Source organism: Mycobacterium sp. NGS50 (assembly GCF_059812545.1).
Map to the genome: position 1 here is coordinate 12,941 of NZ_JCALCW010000029.1, position 20,034 is coordinate 32,974.

The 20,034-nt window shown below is 67.4% G+C and carries 17 protein-coding genes; 6 read left to right on the top strand and 11 right to left on the bottom strand.

Features of this window, described 5'->3' with window-relative positions; all coding sequences use genetic code 11:
* Positions 1-169: 169 nt before the first annotated feature.
* The 3 genes from AC5Y36_RS18945 to AC5Y36_RS18955 all read right to left on the bottom strand — a co-directional run bounded on the left by AC5Y36_RS18945 (position 170) and on the right by AC5Y36_RS18955 (position 3,685).
* Positions 170-997, bottom strand: coding sequence for an acyl-ACP desaturase (locus AC5Y36_RS18945; RefSeq protein WP_500042485.1), 828 nt, complete (start codon positions 995-997; stop codon positions 170-172).
* An 84-nt stretch (positions 998-1,081) separates the two neighbouring features.
* The gene (gene glyA, locus AC5Y36_RS18950; RefSeq protein WP_500042543.1) at positions 1,082-2,362 is read right to left on the bottom strand and encodes a serine hydroxymethyltransferase; all 1,281 of its coding nucleotides are present in this window, start codon (positions 2,360-2,362) and stop codon (positions 1,082-1,084) included.
* Between the two features lie 132 nt (positions 2,363-2,494).
* Positions 2,495-3,685: a DUF885 domain-containing protein gene (locus AC5Y36_RS18955; protein WP_500042486.1), complete on the bottom strand. Its 1,191-nt coding sequence runs from the start codon at positions 3,683-3,685 to the stop codon at positions 2,495-2,497.
* Between the two features lie 68 nt (positions 3,686-3,753).
* Between AC5Y36_RS18955 and coaA the strand changes: the two genes are divergently transcribed.
* Together coaA and AC5Y36_RS18965 are read left to right on the top strand one after the other, a co-directional pair.
* The gene (gene coaA / locus AC5Y36_RS18960; protein WP_500042487.1) at positions 3,754-4,692 is read left to right on the top strand and encodes a type I pantothenate kinase; all 939 of its coding nucleotides are present in this window, start codon (positions 3,754-3,756) and stop codon (positions 4,690-4,692) included.
* Positions 4,693-4,744: 52 nt separating this feature from the next.
* On the top strand, positions 4,745-6,730 hold the full coding sequence (locus AC5Y36_RS18965; RefSeq protein WP_500042488.1) for a protein kinase domain-containing protein: 1,986 nt from the start codon (positions 4,745-4,747) through the stop codon (positions 6,728-6,730).
* A 13-nt stretch (positions 6,731-6,743) separates the two neighbouring features.
* On the opposite strand, the gene AC5Y36_RS18970 is transcribed toward AC5Y36_RS18965, so the two are convergent.
* From AC5Y36_RS18970 to AC5Y36_RS18990, 5 genes are all read right to left on the bottom strand, one after another.
* Positions 6,744-7,583 carry an alpha/beta fold hydrolase gene (locus AC5Y36_RS18970; RefSeq protein WP_500042489.1) on the bottom strand — a complete coding sequence of 280 codons (840 nt, stop codon included), beginning with the start codon at positions 7,581-7,583 and terminating at the stop codon, positions 6,744-6,746.
* A gap of 228 nt (positions 7,584-7,811) precedes the next feature.
* A complete protein-coding gene (locus AC5Y36_RS18975; RefSeq protein WP_500042490.1) occupies positions 7,812-8,219 on the bottom strand; it encodes a hypothetical protein in 408 nt (135 codons plus the stop codon).
* Between the two features lie 117 nt (positions 8,220-8,336).
* Positions 8,337-9,689: a hypothetical protein gene (locus AC5Y36_RS18980; RefSeq protein WP_500042491.1), complete on the bottom strand. Its 1,353-nt coding sequence runs from the start codon at positions 9,687-9,689 to the stop codon at positions 8,337-8,339.
* Between the two features lie 38 nt (positions 9,690-9,727).
* Positions 9,728-10,243, bottom strand: coding sequence for a DUF732 domain-containing protein (locus tag AC5Y36_RS18985; protein ID WP_500042492.1), 516 nt, complete (start codon positions 10,241-10,243; stop codon positions 9,728-9,730).
* A 21-nt stretch (positions 10,244-10,264) separates the two neighbouring features.
* Positions 10,265-11,074: a (2Z,6E)-farnesyl diphosphate synthase gene (locus AC5Y36_RS18990; protein ID WP_500042493.1), complete on the bottom strand. Its 810-nt coding sequence runs from the start codon at positions 11,072-11,074 to the stop codon at positions 10,265-10,267.
* Here AC5Y36_RS18990 and trhA point away from each other — a divergent pair.
* Positions 11,064-11,864: a PAQR family membrane homeostasis protein TrhA gene (trhA, locus tag AC5Y36_RS18995; RefSeq protein ID WP_500042494.1), complete on the top strand. Its 801-nt coding sequence runs from the start codon at positions 11,064-11,066 to the stop codon at positions 11,862-11,864. The two genes, AC5Y36_RS18990 and trhA, sit on opposite strands and share 11 nt — an antisense overlap.
* 81 nt (positions 11,865-11,945) lie before the next feature.
* On the opposite strand, the gene AC5Y36_RS19000 is transcribed toward trhA, so the two are convergent.
* Positions 11,946-13,172 (bottom strand): PucR family transcriptional regulator, encoded by a 1,227-nt coding sequence (locus tag AC5Y36_RS19000; RefSeq protein ID WP_500042495.1) that lies wholly within the window; start codon positions 13,170-13,172, stop codon positions 11,946-11,948.
* A 289-nt stretch (positions 13,173-13,461) separates the two neighbouring features.
* Between AC5Y36_RS19000 and AC5Y36_RS19005 the strand changes: the two genes are divergently transcribed.
* Positions 13,462-15,357 (top strand): DUF1214 domain-containing protein, encoded by a 1,896-nt coding sequence (locus tag AC5Y36_RS19005; RefSeq protein ID WP_500042496.1) that lies wholly within the window; start codon positions 13,462-13,464, stop codon positions 15,355-15,357.
* A 5-nt stretch (positions 15,358-15,362) separates the two neighbouring features.
* Positions 15,363-16,343 (top strand): R2-like ligand-binding oxidase, encoded by a 981-nt coding sequence (locus AC5Y36_RS19010; RefSeq protein WP_500042544.1) that lies wholly within the window; start codon positions 15,363-15,365, stop codon positions 16,341-16,343.
* Here AC5Y36_RS19010 and AC5Y36_RS19015 read toward each other — a convergent pair.
* Positions 16,294-16,665 (bottom strand): nuclear transport factor 2 family protein, encoded by a 372-nt coding sequence (locus AC5Y36_RS19015; protein WP_500042497.1) that lies wholly within the window; start codon positions 16,663-16,665, stop codon positions 16,294-16,296. The genes AC5Y36_RS19010 and AC5Y36_RS19015 overlap by 50 nt on opposite strands.
* Positions 16,666-16,675: 10 nt before the next feature.
* Complete coding sequence (locus AC5Y36_RS19020; protein ID WP_500042498.1) at positions 16,676-18,664, bottom strand: thioredoxin domain-containing protein; 1,989 nt, start codon at positions 18,662-18,664, stop codon at positions 16,676-16,678.
* Positions 18,665-18,856: 192 nt separating this feature from the next.
* Here AC5Y36_RS19020 and pstS point away from each other — a divergent pair, with 192 nt between their 5' ends.
* Positions 18,857-19,948: a phosphate ABC transporter substrate-binding protein PstS gene (pstS, locus tag AC5Y36_RS19025; RefSeq protein WP_500042499.1), complete on the top strand. Its 1,092-nt coding sequence runs from the start codon at positions 18,857-18,859 to the stop codon at positions 19,946-19,948.
* Positions 19,949-20,034 lie beyond the last annotated feature (86 nt).

Sequence of the window (20,034 nt, forward strand, 5' to 3'; positions counted from 1 at the left end):
TGCGGCACCAGGACCGGGACCGGTCCTGCCGTAGTGGGAGGTACCGCCCGGATAGCAGAGCATGTCGCTAGCCATCGGTTGCGACGCTACTCCGCCGCCCTGTCGGGAGCGTGTGAGTAACCTGGCCGACACGCCGGGCTGTTACGCCCGGGTGCCCGCGAAGATTTCCTTACCGCAGGACGAACTGCTGCAGTTCGGGCTGATCCGCCAAACCCCAGGCGGTGATCCGGTCGGAGATGACCTGCTTGAGCTGCTCGGGCCCGAAGATGCCGTGCTCGGCCATGGCCGCGACCTTGTCCTGGTAGGGCTCGATGTCGCCACCGACGACGCCCAGTTCGGCGGCGCGGGCGGCGATGGCGGCCACCGTCTCGTCGCGGGTGTAGTCCAGGCAGTGCGCGACCAGGTTGGCGAAGAACTCCTCGTGACGGTCCTCGTCGCCGGCGATCCGCTCGACCATGCCCTGCAGCACCGGCTCCTCGATACGTGCGGCCAGGTTGCGGCAGAACACGGCGTGGGCGCGCTCGAACAACGCCATGAACACCAGGGTCTCCACCTGGCTGTACTTGTCGGCGCGGTAGCCCTTGCACACGTGCTCGAAGCGGACCAGTTCGTTGGCGGTCGGGTCGATCTCGCGGGTCACCACCAGATATTCGCGCAGCGCGATCGCGTGCAGGTGCTCTTCGGCGGTCCAGCGGCCGATCCAGCGACCCCACTGGTCTTCGAGGATGAAGTGTTCGACGAGCTCGCGGTGGTAGCCGCCCAGGTTGTCCTTGGTGATCAGCAGGATCTCCAGGGCGTCGGTGATCAGCCGGGGCAGGCTGGCCTGCTCGGGATCCCAGTCGCGGCCGCCCAGGAAGGCGAAGTTCTCACCCTGGTCGAAGGGCACGTAGTCGTGCGAGTACCAGGGGCTCTGGGAGTCCAGGTGACGGACCAGGTTGGCGGCGACCACCGGTTCGAGTTCGAGGATCAGCGCGTTAGCGACGGGTCTCACAGCCATGAAAGTAACTGTAACCCGAATTCACATGTTTTTTGAAATCGGGTCGGCCGTGTCGGCGTGGCCCGCCCGCGTTGACCGGGGGGCTCAGCGGCCGATCAGCGGCCAGTCCTCCAGCCCCTGGTACAGCGGGAAATCGTGGGCCAGGCGGGTGACCCGGGCCCGCAGCGCCGGCACATCGGCCCCGTTGCCCTGTGCCAACGCGGTGGCGAGGATGTCGGCGACCTCGGTGAACTCGGTGTCCCCGAAGCCGCGGGTGGCCAGCGCCGGGGTGCCCACCCGCAGACCCGAGGTCACCATCGGCGGGCGCGGGTCGTTCGGCACGGCGTTGCGGTTGACCGTGATACCGATCTCATGCAGCAGGTCCTCGGCCATCTGACCGTCCAGCGGGGAGTCACGCAGATCGACCAGCACCAGGTGGACGTCGGTGCCGCGGCTGACCACCGACACCCCGGTCTTGGCGACGTCGGCCGCCAGCAGCCGGTCGGCGATGATGCGGGCACCGGTCAGTGTGCGCTGCTGACGCTCGGCGAACTCCGGGGTGCCCGCGATCTTGAGGGCCACCGCCTTGGCGGCGATCACGTGCATCAACGGCCCGCCCTGCTGGCCGGGGAACACCGCCGAGTTGACGGTCTTGGCGAACTCCTTCTTGCCCATGATCAGCCCGGACCGCGGGCCGCCCAGGGTCTTGTGCACGGTGGTGGACACCAGCCGTGCGTGCGGCACCGGCGACGGGTGCAGACCGGCCGCGACCAGCCCGGCGAAGTGGGCCATGTCCACCCACAACGTGGCGTCGACCTCGTCGGCGATGGAGCGGAAGGCCTCGAAGTCCAGGGTCCGCGGGTAGGCCGACCAGCCCGCCACGATCACCTTGGGCCGGAACTCCTTGGCCTGGGCGCGCACCACATCCATGTCGATCAGGTGGGTGGTGGCGTCGACTCCGTAGAAGGCGTTCTCGTAGAGCTTGCCGGAGAAGTTCAGCCGCATGCCGTGGGTCAGGTGCCCGCCGTTGGCCAGGTCCAGGCCCAGCAGCCGGTCCCCCGGGTCCATCAGTGCGTGCAGGACCGCGGCGTTGGCCTGTGCACCGGCGTGCGGCTGCACGTTGGCGAACTCGGCGCCGAACAGCGCCTTGGCGCGGTCGCGGGCGATGTTCTCGACTTCGTCGACGTGCTCGCAGCCGCCGTAGTAGCGACGACCCGGCAGCCCCTCGGCGTATTTGTTGGTCAGCACGCTGCCCTGGGCCTGCAGAACCGCGCGCGGCACGAAGTTCTCCGAGGCGATCATCTCCAGCGTGTCGCGCTGCCGGCCCAGCTCCTTGCCGAGCAGGTCGGCGATGGCGGGGTCGACCTCGGCCAGCGGGGCCGACATGACGGAGGAGTGGGTTTCAGCTGCAGCGGTCACGGCGTCCATTTTGTCACGCGGCACGGCGAGCTCCGATGCCGCGTCCTCGCCACGAACCTGCGCCGTTGGACCTGCAGCACGGCGTTGCCGGACCGTCCGTCAGCGCAGCGCCGAGGGGATCAGCGGCTCGTCCAGCAACCGACCGAACCGCTCGGCCAGGGTGACCCCGACCGGGCGGGCATCCAGCCAGCCGTGCAGCAGCCGATACCCCTCCACATAGGTGCTGGTGTAGGCACGCCACAGCGGCGAGGACAAGAACCGCAGCATCTGGCGGGCCCGATCGTCGGTCACCAACAGCCAGCGCTGCAGATAGGCCGCGACGTCGTCGGTGTCGCAGTGCTCGTCGTGCAGCATCAGCGCCGCGTCCTGGCGCACGTCGATCAACGCCCCGGTCGCCTCGGCGATCAGCTCGGCCCGCTCACCGTCGAACCGCAGGCCCAGGTCGGCGTAGATCTCGGCGGCCCAGGCCCCCCAGCCCGGCCCGATCGCCGCGTACAGCGCCAGGTCGGCCAGACCCTCGGCCATCAGGCATTGCGGCGTATTGACCAGAAAGATGGTCTGTTCGGCCTGGCCGTGCCGCGCCACCAGGCCGGCCTCTTTGCGGCAGTGCTCGGTGTGGTGGCCGGGATAGGACTCGTGCGCCACCAGCCGCGGAAGATTCGACATCAGCTGTTTGAGGTCGGCGTTGACGGCGACGGTGGACCGGTAGTCACCCAGGTAGTAGTTGAACCCCGACCAGGGTTTGTCGGTGACGACCTCGTAGGTCACGGTCTCGGTGTCCGGCAGCGGGTATTCGGCGCGGACCCGGTCGCGCAGCGCCGACGAGAACGCCTCGATGCACTCGGCCAGCCGCTGCGGCGGGATCTCCTCGGCGGCGCGGTGGGCGGCCATCCGGTCGGCCAGCGGCCCGCTGCCGCCCAGCGCCTCGTCGAGCCGGGCGTGCGCGCCGCGGTAGCGGTCCGGGTCGCCCTTGGTGATCTCGACGTCGAAGTAGTCACGGACCTCGTCGACGAAGCCGATGGTGTCCCCGGCGAACTTGCGCGCGGCGCTGCGCAACGCCCGCAGATGCACGCGCAGGTACTCGACGCGCGCGGGCTCCAGGCCGGCCGGCAGGGCCTCGATCAGCCGTTCGGCCTGTCGCGCCAGCTCCGCGGGTTGCGGCGCCGGCTCGTCCTGGACGGTTCGGCGCAGCAGCGGGTCACCGGTGAAGGAGTCGACGTAGCCGGGCTCGATCCGGTCGAAACGCAGACCGAGAAGCAGGTACTCACGGATCAGGGCAGCGGGCTCCATGACCGCCAACGGTATCCAAGGTCACACCCCGCCGCCGACCACCCGGCCCCTGCTGGAACACTGAGGGGATGCCGCGGCCGAGCGAGCCGAGCCCCTACGTGGAGTTCAACCGGAAAGAATGGCGTGCACTGCGCATGTCAACGCCGCAGCCACTGACCGAGCAGGACGTGGTCCGGCTGCGTGGCCTGGGTGAGCAGGTCAATCTCCGCGAGGTCGAAGAGGTCTACCTGCCGCTGGCCCGGTTGCTGCACCTGCAGGTCGCCGCCCGGCAGCGACTGTTCGCCGCCACCGCGGAGTTCCTCGGCGAGCCCCGGCAGAATCCGGATCGACCGGTGCCGTTCGTCATCGGGGTGGCCGGCAGCGTCGCCGTCGGCAAATCGACCACCGCCCGTCTGCTGCAGGCGCTGCTGGCCCGCTGGGACCACCACCCGCGGGTGGATCTGGTGACCACCGACGGATTCCTGTACCCGAATGCCGAGCTGCAGCGGCGAAACCTCATGCACCGCAAGGGGTTTCCGGAAAGCTACAACCGTCGTGCGCTGATGAAGTTCGTGACGTCGGTCAAATCGGGCTCCGATTACGTCTGCGCGCCGGTCTATTCACACCTGCACTACGACATCATCCGCGACGCCAAGCAAGTGGTCCGCCATCCCGACATCCTGATCCTGGAGGGCCTCAACGTCCTGCAGACCGGGCCCACCCTGATGGTGTCCGACCTGTTCGACTTCTCGCTGTACGTGGACGCGCGGATCGAGGACATCGAACACTGGTACGTCTCGCGGTTTCTCACCATGCGCTCGACGGCGTTCGCCGACCCGGCGTCGCACTTTCACCACTACTCGGCGTTGAACGATCAGCAGGCGATGGTCGCCGCCCGGGAGATCTGGCGGTCCATCAACCGGCCCAACCTGGTGGAGAACATCCTGCCCACCCGGCCGCGGGCCACGCTGGTGTTGCGCAAGGACACCGACCATTCGATCAACCGGCTGCGGCTGCGCAAGCTGTAGCACGCTTGGTGCCTTCCGCCGGCGCCGTGACACAACGGTTTATAGTGCGGCGATGGAGGGGACGTCATTTGGCCGCTACCAACTGCAGGCATTGCTGGGCCGCGGCGGTATGGGCGAGGTCTGGCGCGCATTCGACACCGAGACTCACCGGATTGTCGCCGTCAAGGTCCTGCCGGCCCACCTCGCCGACGACGAGGAGTTCCAGCAACGCTTCCGCCACGAAGCCCTCACGGCTGCCGCGCTCAACGAACCCCACGTGGTGCCGATCCACAGTTTCGGCGAGATCGACGGCCGGCTCTATGTCGACATGCGCCTGGTGGAGGGCCAAGACCTGCAGTCAGTGCTGGCCGCCGGACCGCTTGAGCCCGCCCGTGCCGTCGCGATCGTCGAGCAGGTGGCGTCCGCGCTCGACGCGGCCCACCGCAGCGGGTTGATCCACCGCGACGTCAAGCCGTCCAACATCCTGCTGGGCGACGGAGATTTCGCTTACCTCATCGATTTCGGGATCGCACGCAGCGTCAACCGCACGGCCCTGACCAATGTCGGCGTCACGATCGGCACCTGGGCATATATGGCGCCCGAGCGCTTCTCCGGCGGGCAGACCGACGCCCGCGCCGACGTCTACGCCCTGACCTGCGTGTTCTATCAGACGCTCACCGGGCAACAGCCGTTCTCCGGCGATGGTTTCGAACAGCTGGCCAGCGCACATCTGTGGACGCCACCCCCACTGGCCTCCCAGGCGCGGCCTGGCCTGCCGCCGGCGCTGGACGCCGTGATCACGGGCGGGATGGCCAAGGATCCCGACGAGCGCTACCCGACCACCAAGCACCTGGCCGCCGCGGCGCGCGCAGCGTTGACCTCCACGTCGCCCTGGGCGCCCGCACCTCAGGCTTTCGCGGAAGCGCAGCCGGCACCACCGGTCACTTACCCATACACATCACCGTTGGCCGCAACCCAGCACAATCCGCAGCCATTCTCCGCGCCGGCGCATTCCCACACCGGGACGCCCAACGGACAAACCCCGCATCATGCGCGCCCGTGGTGGCGCCGGGTCCCGGCGATCGCTGCTGCCGCGGCGGCGCTGGTCACCGTCGTCGCCACCGTCATCACCCTCAGCGTCAGCGGTCACCAGTCCAGACATCCGGCGACGCCATCAACCGAGGCCTTCCAAGGACCCTTCGTCCCGGCATGCGGCGGCATCAACGAGCAGGCCCTCCAGCTGGTCACCGAAGTGCCCAATCTGGTTGCCGTGGCGAAAAACTCGGTCAGCTGTCAGTGGCTGCAGAACGGTGATGCCAACGGGCCGCGCTTCTCGTTCGTGTGGTATCGCGGCACCCCCATCGAAGTCGAGCGCAAAACAGAAGAAGCCAGCCGCAACTCAGTCGACGATCTCAAGATCGACGGCCATGACGGATTCGTCGCCGTCGGGACCGACCCCAATCTCGGTAACAACCTGTGCGAAGTCGGTGTCCAGCTGTACTCCAGCGACGACTACATCGAGTGGTCGATCATCTTCTCCCAGAAGCCGTTTCCCGACCCATGCACCATCGCCAAAAAGTTCGCCGCCGACTCCATCGCGGCGATCGGTGCGCTCACAACCATCTCAGGCAAACCTGACAACACCTCTGCTCTGCAATTCCCCAACCTCTTACGTGGATGCCAAACCCTTGCCCCCGATATCGCCGCGGTTGTCAACACTGCCGAACCGGATGTCACACTGACCTTCACGGGCGTGGTCTGCGGCTGGCATATTGCGACCGGTTCCACCCACCTCAAGCTCACCCGATCGTGGTTCGCGTTAGGAAATCTCGACAACGAGCGGCGGGTCGCGCAGAGCTTGAAGTATCAGATCGAAGACACCGTCATCGCCGACGTGCCCTCGATCGTGACGCGACCTCACGATCCCAACGGCGCATGCGGGGTAGCCAGCGACGCGGCCGGCGTGGTCGGGTGGTGGGTCAACCCCGATTCCCCGGGCGTCGATGCGTGCAGCATGGCCACCTCCTTGATGGAGCACACGCTGACGAAAACGCCCTGAGCCTTGGATGTCCTCACCGCGCCGGCCTGCTTTCGGCCGCAACGAAACTCGCGATGGCCTCGGCGGTGAACTGCGGCTGGTCTTCAGACACGAAGGCGTAGGAGTCGGGCACCTCGACGAGCTGAGCCGCGGGGAGCAGCTCGAGCCAGCGTTGCGCGTGCGAGAAGGGGAAGAACGGGGCCCTGCGCGGCCACAGCAGCAGCACCGGTTTGGTGAAGCTCCGCAACACCTCCGCGGCGGCCAGGGTGTCGTGGTAGTCGATGGCCCGCAGGAAGGTGCCGACGTCACGCCGGACGCCACCGTCGGTGATGCCCGGCCGCACCCAGCCGGCCACGATCTCGGCTGGAATCGGCCGCTTGGCCAGCGTCGCAAAGGACATCCGTTGCACGACACCGAGCCGCAGCAGCTGTGCGCTGGCCGTCAGCAGACCCGGCACCCGCGGCACGTGCTGCAGGATCCGCAGCGACCGCGGCAAGAAGTTGTCGAACGAATCACACGGTGTCAGCACCACCCGCGCGATCCGCGGGCAGCCCTCGGCGAGCAGCAGCTGGGTGACCGCGCCGCCGGTGTCGTTGGCCACCACCGTCACCTCCTCGACGTCGAGTGCGTCGAGGAATTCCGCGATGAGGCGGGCCACGCCGCGGGGACTCATGTCGGCGCCGGCGCGCATCGGGTGGGGGTGGGCGCCCAACGGCAAGTCCGGTGCCAGACACCGGAACCGGCCGTCGAGTGTGGCGACGACGTTGCGCCACAGCGATGAGTTGACCAGCAGGCCGTGCACGAACAGGATCGGCGGACCGTCGCCGCTGTCGTGGTAGCGGATGGTGCCGGCGGACAGGTCGATATCAGGCATGGCAGGTTGCTCCAATCAGGTGTGTGCCGAGTGTCGGCTTGATGCACGTTTTTCGCCCGAATGCGTGACAAAACCCGACATTCGGCGCGGTTCGGACCGGCGCGGTTCGGACCGGCGCGCTTGGGACCGGCGCGCTTGGGACCAGCGCGGTTGGGACCAGGGGGGGCCGGCGCGGGGCTGCACACCGTAAACCTCGAACGGTGGCGCCCCGCACCGGCGGGGCGGGAGTCACGCCAGACGGCGCACCCCGAGGTATTGCAGCAGCGCGAAGAACGCCGTGTAGATGCCGCTGGCCAGGGTGACGACGACACCCGCGGCGGTCAGCGGCACCAAGCCGTCCACCACCACGGCGGCGGCCAGCACCGTGTACACCATGTTGGCGATCACGACGCCCAGACCGGCGCGGTGCAGGTTCGGCAGCGCCGCCAGGCTGAACACGGCCAAGCCGTAGAGGACGAAGAAGGCGCCCATGCCGTACTCCTGGGCGGGTGTCAGGCCGGTCAGCGACGACATCGGGCCGGCGGCTGCCGCGACGATCAGGCCGCCCAGCCCGGTGAGGGTGGCGTCGGCCCGCATCGCGAAACGCAGCAGGGAGTCGGTCGAGTCGGACAGTGGCCGGGTGGCGATGGCGGTCATCGGTGTCTCCTGACGTGTCGGTGTGGGGTAACACCTCCGAGACTGCGCACACCGCGCTGCCAGGTCGACACCGCGCGCTGCCAACTACTGCCAACCGCAGGTCAAAGGGGGTTTACGTCAGCGCATCTCCGGCACCCGGCCGCGCAGATCGGCGGCGATGAGCCGGGCCGCGGAGTTCTGCCAGTTGTGCAGCGACCGCTGGGGCACCTCGGTGACCAGCCACTGCCAGGCCTGCCGGGCGGTGGGATCCAGGCCGGTGGCGGTCGCGTTCTGCGCGTACGCCCGCACCCCGGCGACGTACGGGAAGTACAGCGCGTTGTAGTAACGCCACTGCTCGGTGGTGCCGAACTCGCCGCCGTCGCGCGGCTTGAGCCGGGTGATGTGATCGGCCAGCAGCGCCTTGAGTTCGTTGGCCCGCTCCAGCGGCCGGTCGGGAGCCCCGCGGGCGGCCAGGCGCTCGTCGATCACCGGCAACGCGGTCAGGGGACTGGCGACCAGTTTGGACAGGTCGCTGTAGTGGCCGAGCGCGCGACGGGTGAGCCGGGCGAAGGTGTCGTCGTCCACGTCGTCGAGGGGGCCGGCGGCACGCAACGGCAGTGCGGCCTCGGTGCTGCGCAGCGCGGCCCGGTCGGCGCGCAGCGTAGGCGATTGCCAGAACACCACCCGGTCCAGCAATCCGGCCAGCGGGTCGGCGAACACCTGCACCGCGATCGCCACCGCCAGGCTGGTGAACAGCAGGACCGTCAGGGCGGTCCGCGCACCGTCGGTGACCGCCATCCCGATCAACGCCTGACCGCCGAACACCACCGCGACCACCGCGGTGCCGATGCACGAGCGCAGCATGTCGGCGCGCAGCGCCTGGCCTTCGTCGAAGGCATCCCACAACGCCACCGCCACCCCGAGCAGCAGCACGTCGAAGCCGGTCGATGCCAACGCCAGCCCGCTGGGTACCAGCCCCAGCGGAATGATCAGGATGGCGTTGGCGAGTGCGAAGAACAGGGTGGCGACCACAGCGACACCGACCACGCTGATCGGCTGGGCGGGCCGAAGCAGCGCCGTGCCCATCGCGGCCAGCGTCGACACCGAGATCACCGCGCACATCACCCAATGGCCGAGCCGCAGCGGCCCGTCGACGCTGCCGGCCATGGCCGCGCCGAGCACGGTCAGGGTCGCGACGACGCCGACGAGCAGCAGTTCCCGGGTGCGTGCCCGGGTGCTGTCACTGGGTCGGCACAGCTCGGCGAGCACCGCGAACCAGGCCACGCCGGGAACACCGACCAGATAGACCTCCAGGTGGCTGAGCCAGTCGAGGTCCGCGACCACCCGGATCGCGTCGGCCGCCACCACGATCGCGAACCCGCACAACCCGATCGCGGCCAGCACGAGGACCGGTTTGCGCGGGTCGCGGGCCAGCAGGTACAGCCCCAACCACCAGCTCAGCGTGAACACCAGCGCCGACAGCGCAGCCATGTATTCAGTGTGGCACGAGCGCTGGCCGGTGCCGTCGACTAGGGATTCGGCTGCTGCTCGGGCGACGGCTGCGCTGGGCCTTCCGGAGCGGGCGGCGCCTCGGGGCCGGGTGCCTCCGGGCCCGGCGCCTCAGGGGGCGGCGGCAGCCAGGGGGCCGGCGGCTGCTCGGGGGCCGGCGCAGGCTCCGGTGCCGGCGGCGCGCCAGGCGGCTGCAACGGCGCGCCCAGCGGCGGGGCTCCCGGCGGTGCCGGCGCCTTGGCCAGGGTCTCTGGGCACAGCTCGCGCTGCGCGCCATCGATCATCACCTGATCGATTCCGCTCGCGAGTTTGGGATCGAACCGGTCGCGGGCCGGGCGGCCATGCCGAAGGTTCTGGCAGATGACCTGCCCGAAACGGACGGCCCCGTCGGGGGTGGTGACCCCGACGTGGTTCTGGTACTTGAAGCCGTGCGCGTCGAGGTAGCCGAGGTAGCTCGTTTCGTCGGCCTGCGCCGGCGCGCTACCGAACACCAGCATTCCGGGAACCAGCGCCAAGGCTGCCAACCGCCGCATCATGGGTGAACTGTAGACGGTGAGCTATCGCCCGTAACGGCGGTGCCGCTGGCTGAAGTCGCGCAGGGCGCGCAGGAAGTCGACCCGTCGAAACGCCGGCCAGTGCGCCTCGGTGAACCACATCTCGGAGTAGGCGCTCTGCCACAGCAGGAACCCGGACAGTCGCTGCTCCCCCGACGTCCGGATGACCAGGTCCGGATCCGGCTGCCCGGAGGTGTACAGGTTCTCCGAGATGGCGTCGGCCGTGACCGCGTCGACCAGCTCCTCGGCGGTGGCCCCGTTGGCCAGCTCCTTGTTCAGCAGGCCGCGGACCGCGTCGACGATCTCCTGACGCCCGCCGTAGGCCACGGCGACGTTGACGTGGAACTGGGAGGACCCGCCATCCCCGGTTGCGGCGCTGGTGGTGCTCTCGACGGCCTCGCGCAGCCGGCGAGCGGGCTCTTCACCGAGCAACTCCAGATCCCCGACGGTGCGCACGCTCCACCGATTGGCGGGCGCGCAGATCTCCTCGACGACGTCGGTGATGATCTCGATGAGGGCGCTGAGTTCCTCGGGGTCGCGCTGCAGGTTTTCGGTGGACAGCAGGTACACGGTGGCCATCTCGATGCCGGCTTCCTGGCACCAGCGCAGCATCTCGGCGATCTTGGCCGCGCCCATCCGGTAGCCGTAGCTGACGTCGTCGTATCCGGCGTCGCGCGCCCAGCGCCGGTTGCCGTCACACAGCACCGCGATATGCCGCGGCAGGCTCGACTGCGATCCCGCCAGATCCTGCCGCAACCGCAGCTCGTAGAGCCGATACAACGGCTCCTTCAGGCGAGCTGGGATGATCTCCACGAGAATCCAGACTACTGTGGGGCGCAAGATTTACCGGCGACCTCGAAGTCAGGGAGGCACCTTGAGCGCCGAAACCGTGCAGACACCGGATCCGGCCGCCGGCCTGGCCCCGCACCTCAAACCGCGGGCGCGCGGCTGGATTCATCTGGTCTCCGCGTTCGTGGCCTTCGTCGCCGGTACGACGCTGATCTCGGTGTCGTGGCCGCTGGTCGCACACCACGCGGGGGCGATGGCCGGGTTCAAAGCGGGCATGTCGACCTTCATCTACTCCCTTTCGGTGGTCGGCATGTTCGCGGTCAGCGCCACCTATCACCGCATCACCTGGCAGACGGTGGCCGCCCGGATCCGGATGAAGCGCGTCGACCACGCGATGATCTTCGTGTTCATCGCCGGCACCTACACCCCGTTCGCGGTGCTCGCCATGGACCCCGCCCAGGGCAATACGGTGTTGGCGATCGTGTGGGGTGGCGCCCTGCTCGGGGTGCTGCTCAAGCTGTGCTGGCCGACCGCGCCCAAGTGGGTCGGGGTGCCGCTGTATCTGATGCTCGGCTGGGTCTCGGCGTTCTACATCGCGGTGATCCTGCACAACGCCGGAGTCGCGGCGATGGTGCTGCTTACGGTCGGCGGCGCGCTGTACAGCATCGGCGCCATCATGTACGCGTTCAAGTGGCCGGACCCGTGGCCCGCCACGTTCGGCTACCACGAGTTCTTCCACGCCTGCACCGCGGTCGCCGCGATCTGCCAGTACATCGCGATCTGGTTCGCGGCGCTCTACCCGTTCTACGACTAACCCGCGTGCCGCGCAGACACGAAAGTCCCCATTTCGGGCCGGAAATGGGGACTTTCGCTGGGGCCCACCTCCCGCTGTGTCTCAGCGGCGCGTACCACGCCAGTGCAGGGCTTCCAGCGCGACCGCGATGTGCACACCGTCTTTCTCCAATGGTTGCGGCAACAACTCATCGGCACGGGCGATCCTGCGCAGCACCGTGTTTCGATGCGTGTACAGCCGCTCGGCCGTTCGTGCGGCGTTGAACTGCTCGTTGACGAAAGTCAGTACGGTCCGCTGGAGTTCAGCGTCGGCCGACTCGAAGTCACCGAGCGTCTGTTTGATGAATCGATCCGCTTGGTCAGGATTCGAGGTGATCAACGCGATGAGGTAGATATCGGTGAACTTGGCGATCCGCTGGGGCGAACCAAGGCGCGCCATCATGCGCTGAATGGTTATCGCATCGAGATGGCTGCTCCGAAAACCCTCGATCCCCTCTGCCGTCGGCCCGATGGCCATCCGCACACCGGACCGCCGATTCAGTTCGACTGCGACGTCGCTCAGGTCCGGGTCGCCTGCCCCGGGCAGCCACACCCAGCGGGTCCGGGCGTCGGCCAGCACCGACAACGCCCGCCCTTCGGTGCTGCGGATCAGTACCTCGACGACATGGTCGAGATCGGACAGGTTGGTATTGAACTCGTCGCCCCAGATCACCGCCGCGATGTGGTTCTGCCCGAGTTCGTAGCCAAGCCGATCCTCGATGTGGTTGGGGATGATCGGCGCGCCGTCGATGATCAGTGCGATGGTCTGTCGTCGTTGGGCGTGGGTTCCGCGGGTCAGCTCATTGCGCTCGGTTCGGATCTGCCGACAGACCGCGCGGACCGTCGCATCGATGAAGCCCGCCAGGGAGCGAGCCGACACATCGACTAGCTCACGCAATTCGTCCGGTTCAGAGGTCAATGCGAATATGATCTGCAGCCAGTACCGCCACGCCGTATTGTGCGCGACTCGGTACGCATCGACGATCGCCGCCTCATCCAACCCGTGACGAACCAGATCACGGGCGGCGGTCAGTGATTCGTCGTCGAGATTGGCCGATGCCGGCGCACCCGGGTGAGCGACGTTCGCGGCCAGCCAGTGCAGCAGGTTCGATTGAAGGCTTTGACGGACCGCCTCGACGATCACCGGATCATCGGCAATGGTGCGCACATAGTCAGAGGCCATTGTTGCTTCGTGCAGCTCACGCAGCCACGGTTCGAGACCGCTGACACCCACCTGGGCGCCTTGCCGCATCAGCTCGCACGCCCGGTCGGATGGACGCTCCCCGTTCACGGGGAGAGCATATCCGTGACTGGTGCATAGCGCACCAACAATACCGTGTTATCGACCGGATATCGGTGCGTCTGCCACTTGTGAACATCAATTTCACGGGGAACTATTAGCTGAAATCGGCCTTTCTATCAGCACCTGGAGCAAGATGACTCACCACCGCCGCACCCTGGATCTCAACCGTCGGTCGTCGCAAGGACGCGAACGCGTTCGGAGCCGTCACGGCGCGCGAGCGGCCGCTACAGCCACGGCGGCCGGCGCGTTGGCGGTCGCATTGACGGCATCCCCGGCGATGACCGCGGCAATTGCACCGCCGGCAGTTGCCGCGCCGGCGATGACGCTGACGTCAGGCGCGACGAGCTCGGTCCAAGAGTTGCTTGCCCAGATCGTCAACGCACAGGCCACGGTCATCGCCACGAACAACCTCTATCCGTTCGTCACCGATTTCGACAAGACCCTGTTGCCCGCCTATGCGCAGATGTCCGCGATGAACCAGATCATCCTCGGACTCTCGCAATACAACTTGGAGCACGGCTACTCGCAGAATGCGACGTCGGTGGTTCCGTACCAGTGGAATGCCTCCGGCGCCGAACCGTACAACTTCTTGAACAGCCCGAACCCGGATGAGCAGTACCACCTGTTGCCCGTCGGGGATACGACGGAGGTGGTCACCGTGCACCCCGGGCCGGGCACCGAAGAAGTGACCTTCACGATGATGACCGGTGACGGCATGACCAAGGAGACGGACTGGCACGCCGTTATCGCGCACAACTTGGATCAGTTCACCCCCAATTCCGACGGCAGCTACACCATCTATGTGGGTCCCAGCGGGCCGGCCGGCGCCAACTGGATCGATACGACTGGGTACCAGACCGTACTGGTTCGTGACACCCTCGGCGACTGGGGCCTGCCGCAGACCACTATCTCCGCCGCACTGGTGAATCAGCCCGCGTTCACCATGCCGGTGCTCTCGGATACCGACATTTCGTCGCTGCTGGCTCAGACCGGCGACAACCTGGTGTCCAATAACGGGAGCTTCACCCTCTTCGGCCTGCAGTATGTCTTCAATACGATACCGATGAACACGGTGAAGGACTGGGCCACAACCACTTCCGCCATTCCCGGCGGGCCGCTGCTGCCCGGTCAGATAACGAGCTTCGTGCACTACCAGATCCCGAGCGACGAGGCGATGGTCGTCAAGGTGCCCAACATCGACGCCACGTACACCGGCGCTCAGATCTCCAACGCGTGGACGGCGACGTCTCCCTACGCGACCGTGACCGGCAGCCTCAACAACACCCAGGCGTTCCAGGACTCCGATGGCTACACCTATTACATCCTGAGCAGCCAGAACCCCGGAGTGGCCAACTGGATCAACACCTCGGGCCTACAGGACGGGCTGCTCGCGCTGCGGATTCAGGGCCTGAACGGTGACATGCCGGCAGATGCGCAGATCGTCGGAACCGTACCCGTCGGCCAGGTCAGCCAACTCCTGCCGACCGACTATCCCACGGTCAGCGCCTCCGAGTACGCCGCGGACATCCAGGAGCGGCTGTTCCAGTACGACTACGTCATGGACGGGACACACGACCCGATCGGATGGGTGACCACCAACCTGGAATACGACCAGATCAAGGACGCCGTCGGCGCTCAACAGTTCAACACGATCTTCGGTAGCCAGGGAGACGTGCCCTCGGTGCTGGACCGGATCACGGACTCGTCGCTGTCGCCCAGCTGGGCCGGCGTCTTCTCGGCGTTCCTGCACAATCCGGGCCTCGCCACGTCAGCGCTCATCGACAATTGGGCCTTGCTCGCCAAAGATGTCGAATTGCCCACCGTTCTGAACACACTGCGGATGGAGATGATCACCGGAGACACCTTCCAGGAAATCCGCGGCGATTTCTCGTCGGGCGACTACTCGCAGGCGTGGACAGATTTCACGGGCGGCATTCGTGACCTCGGCGGAGTCTTCAATCAGATGTGGACCGACCCGGCCACCAGTATCACCGCGGGCTTCGAGAACGCACGCGACGACCTAGCGGTCTCCATACTGAACTCGAGCAGCCACTCGCAGCTGGCATTCAGTGACTTCACCTCCGCCTGGGACGAGCTGCAAGATCTCCACCAGTCGCTGTTCCAGATGCTGTCGGCAGGATTCAGCTACATGTTCGACGGCGGCGCCGCGTGACCCCGGTGAGCCGGACCGGCTACGCTTCGCTGGCCTCGGGTGGCCTCAACTGGCACAGTCTGCCGTTGAAGCTCTTCGCCGGCGGCAACGCGAAGTCCTGGGACCCCGCCAACATCGACTTCTCCCGCGACCGGGAGGACTGGGAGTCGCTGTCGGATCGGGAGCGGGACCTCGCGACCCGGCTCTGCGCGATCTTCATCGCCGGCGAAGAAGCCGTCACCAGCGACATCCAGCCGTTCATGGCGGCGATGCGCGCCGAGGGCCGGCTCGGCGACGAAATGTACCTGACCCAGTTCGCGTTCGAAGAGGCCAAGCACGTCCAGGTGTTCCGGTTGTGGCTCGACGCCGTCGGGATCACCGACGATCTGCAGGACTATCTGGATCCGATGCCGTCGTATTTGAGGATCTTCAACGAGGAGCTGCCGGAATCGTTGAATGCACTGCTGACCGACCCCTCACCGGCGGTTCAGATCCGGGCCTCGGTGACCTACAACCACGTCGTCGAGGGCACCTTGGCGCTGACCGGTTACCAGGCCTGGAAGCGGGTCTGCGCCGACCGCGGCATTCTGCCCGGGATGATGCAATTGGTCGGCCATATCGGCGACGACGAGCGCCGGCACATGGCGTGGGGCACCTTCACCTGCCGACGCCACGTGGCCGCCGACGACGCCAACTGGGCGGTGTTCGAGGCGCGCCTCAACGAGCTGGTGCCGGTGGCGGTGCAGGTCGTCGACGAGGTCTTCGGACTCTACGGCGACGACATCCCGTTCGGGCTGTCCACGGCGGAGTTCGCCGGCTACGCCATGGACAAGGGGATGCGGCGGCTCGGCACCATCGAAAGCGCCCGCGGCCGTCCGCTGGAGGAGATCGACGTGGACTACACGCCGCTGGCCCTGGAGGACCGTTTCGCCGACGAGGACGCCCAAGTCCTGACGGCTAGAGCTGGGTGGCGTTCTCCGCCGACCAGTAGGCCTTCATCCCGCTGACCTTGCCCTCGTTGTTGAACACCATCACGTCGATCGGCTCGATCAGCATCTTGCTGTCGCCGGCGGTCACCGTCAGCGCGAACTGAAACGCCGCCTCGTTGCCGGCTACCCGCAACGTCACCAGCTCGCATTGCCGCTCGAGGTTGTCGAGGGTGGCGTAGAAGCCGTGGATCGCCTGCCGGCCGATGTGCACCTCACCGCCCACCGGATCCTCGACGGTGGCGTCGTCCGCATACAGCTCGACGATGTCGTCGGCAGTGCCCTTGGCGACCAGGCCGATGTAGCGGTGAACAGATTCTTTGATGGCGTCAGCACTCGGCATGGGACGCAGGTTACACGGGCACCTTCAGCGCAGCAGCCAACTCCTGAATTGTGCTCACCGGCAGGTCACAGACCTGACCCCGGCAGACGTAAGCGGCGTCGGCACCGGCCACCCGGTCCCGGCCCGTCAGCAGCTCTGCGGAGTCGGCGGGACCACCGATCACGATGGTCCCGCCCGGCGCCAGGCGGCGCGCCTCGGTCAGCAGCGGCGACGGCGTCTCGCAGGCCACCGCGATCTGCAGCGGTCCCCGCACGGCCGCCTCGGCGAGCGTCAGCCAGTGCCCGGCTGATCGTGGGGCGCGGGCCAGCAACGGTGAATGCGCCCCCAGCGTGTCCTCGACCGCCCGGCGGTAACGACCCGAGGCCTCGGCACCGGCCAGGTGTGCCGCGATCAGCAGGGCCTCGGTGATCAACGAGGCCCCCGACGGGGTGGCCCCGTCCAGCGGGTCGGCGGGGCGCAGGATCAGCCGTTCGGCGTCGTCGGCGGTGTCAAACCATCGACCGGGCCGATCCGGGTCGGCGAAGTGGACCAGCGCGGTGTCCAGCAGGCCGGTGGCAGCGGTCAGCCAATGCTGTTCGGCGGTCAGCTGATACAGGGTCAGCAGGCCGGTGGCCAGCGCGCCGTGGTCTTCCAGGATCGCCGCGCTGTCGCCGACCTGACCGCCCAGGCTGGCCCGCCGCAACCGGCCGTCCACCAGGTGCGTGGCCAGCAGTTCGGTGGCGCATCGCTGTGCGGCGGCGACCAACTCGGGTTCCTGCAGCGCCACGCCGGCTTCGGCCAGCGCCGTGATCGCCAGGCCGTTCCAGGAGGTGACCACCTTGTCGTCACGGCCCGGCTGGGTCCGGGTGCGCCGGGCCGCCAGCAGCGCGTCGCGTACCCGCTGCAGGCGATCCTCGTCGCCGGGATCGGCTGCAAGCTGCAGCACCGAAGTCCCGTGCTCGAAGGTGCCTGCGCTGGTGACGCCGAAAACCTCTGCCGCCCATCGTCCGTCGTCCTCGCCGAGGACCTCGGTCAACTGTCCCGGTGTCCATACGTAGGTCGAGCCTTCCCGGCCGTCGGCGTCGGCGTCCAGCGACGAGACGAACATGCCGGCATCGGAGAGTTCGTCGAGGAGGAACCGTGCCGTCTGCCGGGTGACCCGGCTTGCCAACGGGTCCGCGGTGCGCCGGGCCCAGTGCGCGTAGACCCGCAGCAGCAGCGCGTTGTCATACAGCATCTTCTCGAAATGCGGCACCACCCAGGCGTTGTCGACGCTGTAACGGGCGAATCCGCCGGCCAGCTGGTCATAGATTCCGCCGCGGGCCATCGCGCCGCCGGCCAGCGCGACCGCGTCCAGTGCCGCCGGCGACCCGGTGCGTTCATAGTTGCGCAGCAAAGCCTCCAACAGCGCCGACGGCGGGAACTTGGGTGCGCCGCCGAACCCGCCGTGCACGGTGTCCTGGTCGGCGAGCACGCCCGCGACCGCGTGGTCACACAGCGCTTCTTCAACCGGCGGGCCACCACCGGGCAGCCCCGCCGCCATCGAAGTCAACTCGGCGGCGATGTGATCCGACGCCTGCTCGACCTCGTCACGTCGGATCTGCCAGGTGCTGTTCACAGCCGAAAGCAACTCCAGAAACGCAGATTTCGGATAGTAGGTACCGCAGTAGAACGGCCGGCCGTCGGGAGTGAGGAAACAGGTCATCGGCCAGCCGCCCTGACCGGTGAGCGCGATGGTCGCATTCATGTAGACCGCGTCCAAGTCGGGACGCTCCTCGCGGTCGACCTTGACACAGACGAAGCCGGCGTTCATCGCGGCGGCGACCTCGTGGTCCTCGAAGGATTCGTGGGCCATCACGTGACACCAGTGACAGGCCGCGTAGCCCACCGACAGCAGGATCGGTACATCGCGGTCCACCGCCTCGGCCAGCGCGCGCGGGGTCCACTCCTGCCAGTCCACCGGGTTCTCGGCGTGCTGGCGCAGATACGGGCTGGCGGAGCTCACGAGGCGATTGACCATACCTTCACGTTAACCGCGGTGGTTGCTTGCTCCGAGATAGGCCCGCTGGCGTGATTCGATGCCGTCCAGCGGTCTAACCCGTGACCAGATCGGAAACGGCGGCTGAAATCTTGAATTCGACTGCAAAGACCGGTGATTGACGGCTATGACCGTTGTTAGCATGCCTCATCGGGACGATCCAAAGGGACCTGATTGACCAGCATTCGACGTGCCGCACTGAGCATTCTGGCTGCCGGCGCGACGGCGCTGTCCGGGTGTGGCAGCGACCGCGACGCCCCGCCCGCGCCGACGACCCCGGTGCGCTGCGGCGGGAGCCCGGCCCTGACGGCCAGCGGTTCCACCGCCCAGGAGAACGCGATGACACGCTTCATCGCCGCCTTCGACCAGGCCTGCGCGGGACAGTCGCTGACCTATCGGGCGATCGGATCCGGCGCCGGGATCGACGAATTCATGTCGGGCAAGACCGATTTCGGCGGCTCGGACTCACCCCTGAGCAAGGGCGAATACGACCGGGCGCAGCAACGCTGCGGTGCGCCGGTGTGGAACCTTCCGGTGGTGTTCGGGCCGGTTGCCGTCGCCTACAACCTCGAGGGTGTGACGTCGTTGATTCTGGACGGCCCGACCACCGCGGAAATCTTCAACGGCGCCATCACGACCTGGAACGATCCCGTGATCCGGGCGTTGAACCCGAACGCGGATCTGCCCGCGGCGCCGATCCGGGTGGTGTTCCGCAGCGACGACTCCGGGACCACCGACAACTTCCAGCGGTATCTGGATACCGCATCCGCCGGAACCTGGGGTAAGGGTGCCGGACGCGCATTCAACGGCGGCGTCGGTGCGGGCGCCCACGGCAACGACGGTGTCGCCGCGGCGGTCGCCGGCGCCGAAGGGTCGATCACCTACACCGAATGGTCGTTCGCACAGGACCATCAGCTGAGCATGGCCGACATCGTCACGTCCGCGGGACCGGATCCGGTTGCCATCAGCGCGGATTCGGTCGGCAAGACGATCTCGGCGGCCTGGTTCATCGGCGACGGCAACGATCTGGCCCTCGATACGATCTCGTTCTACCGGCCGAACCGGCCGGGCGCCTACCCGATCGTGTTGGCCACCTATGAGGTCGTTTGCTCGAAGTATCCCGATCCGCGGGTCGGCGCGGCGGTCAGGGCGTTTCTGCAGAGCGCCATCGGCGAGGGCCAGCGCGGCCTTGCCGACCACGGCTACGTCCCGATCCCCGATGAGTTCAGGTCGCGGCTGTCGGCCGCCATCAGTGCGATCGCGTGAATGCCTGCCTACCGCGGTGCCCAATGTTCCACCGCTCTTTTCACTGTGGACAGCACAATGTTCCGAGAGTGTTCCGCCCGTAGTCG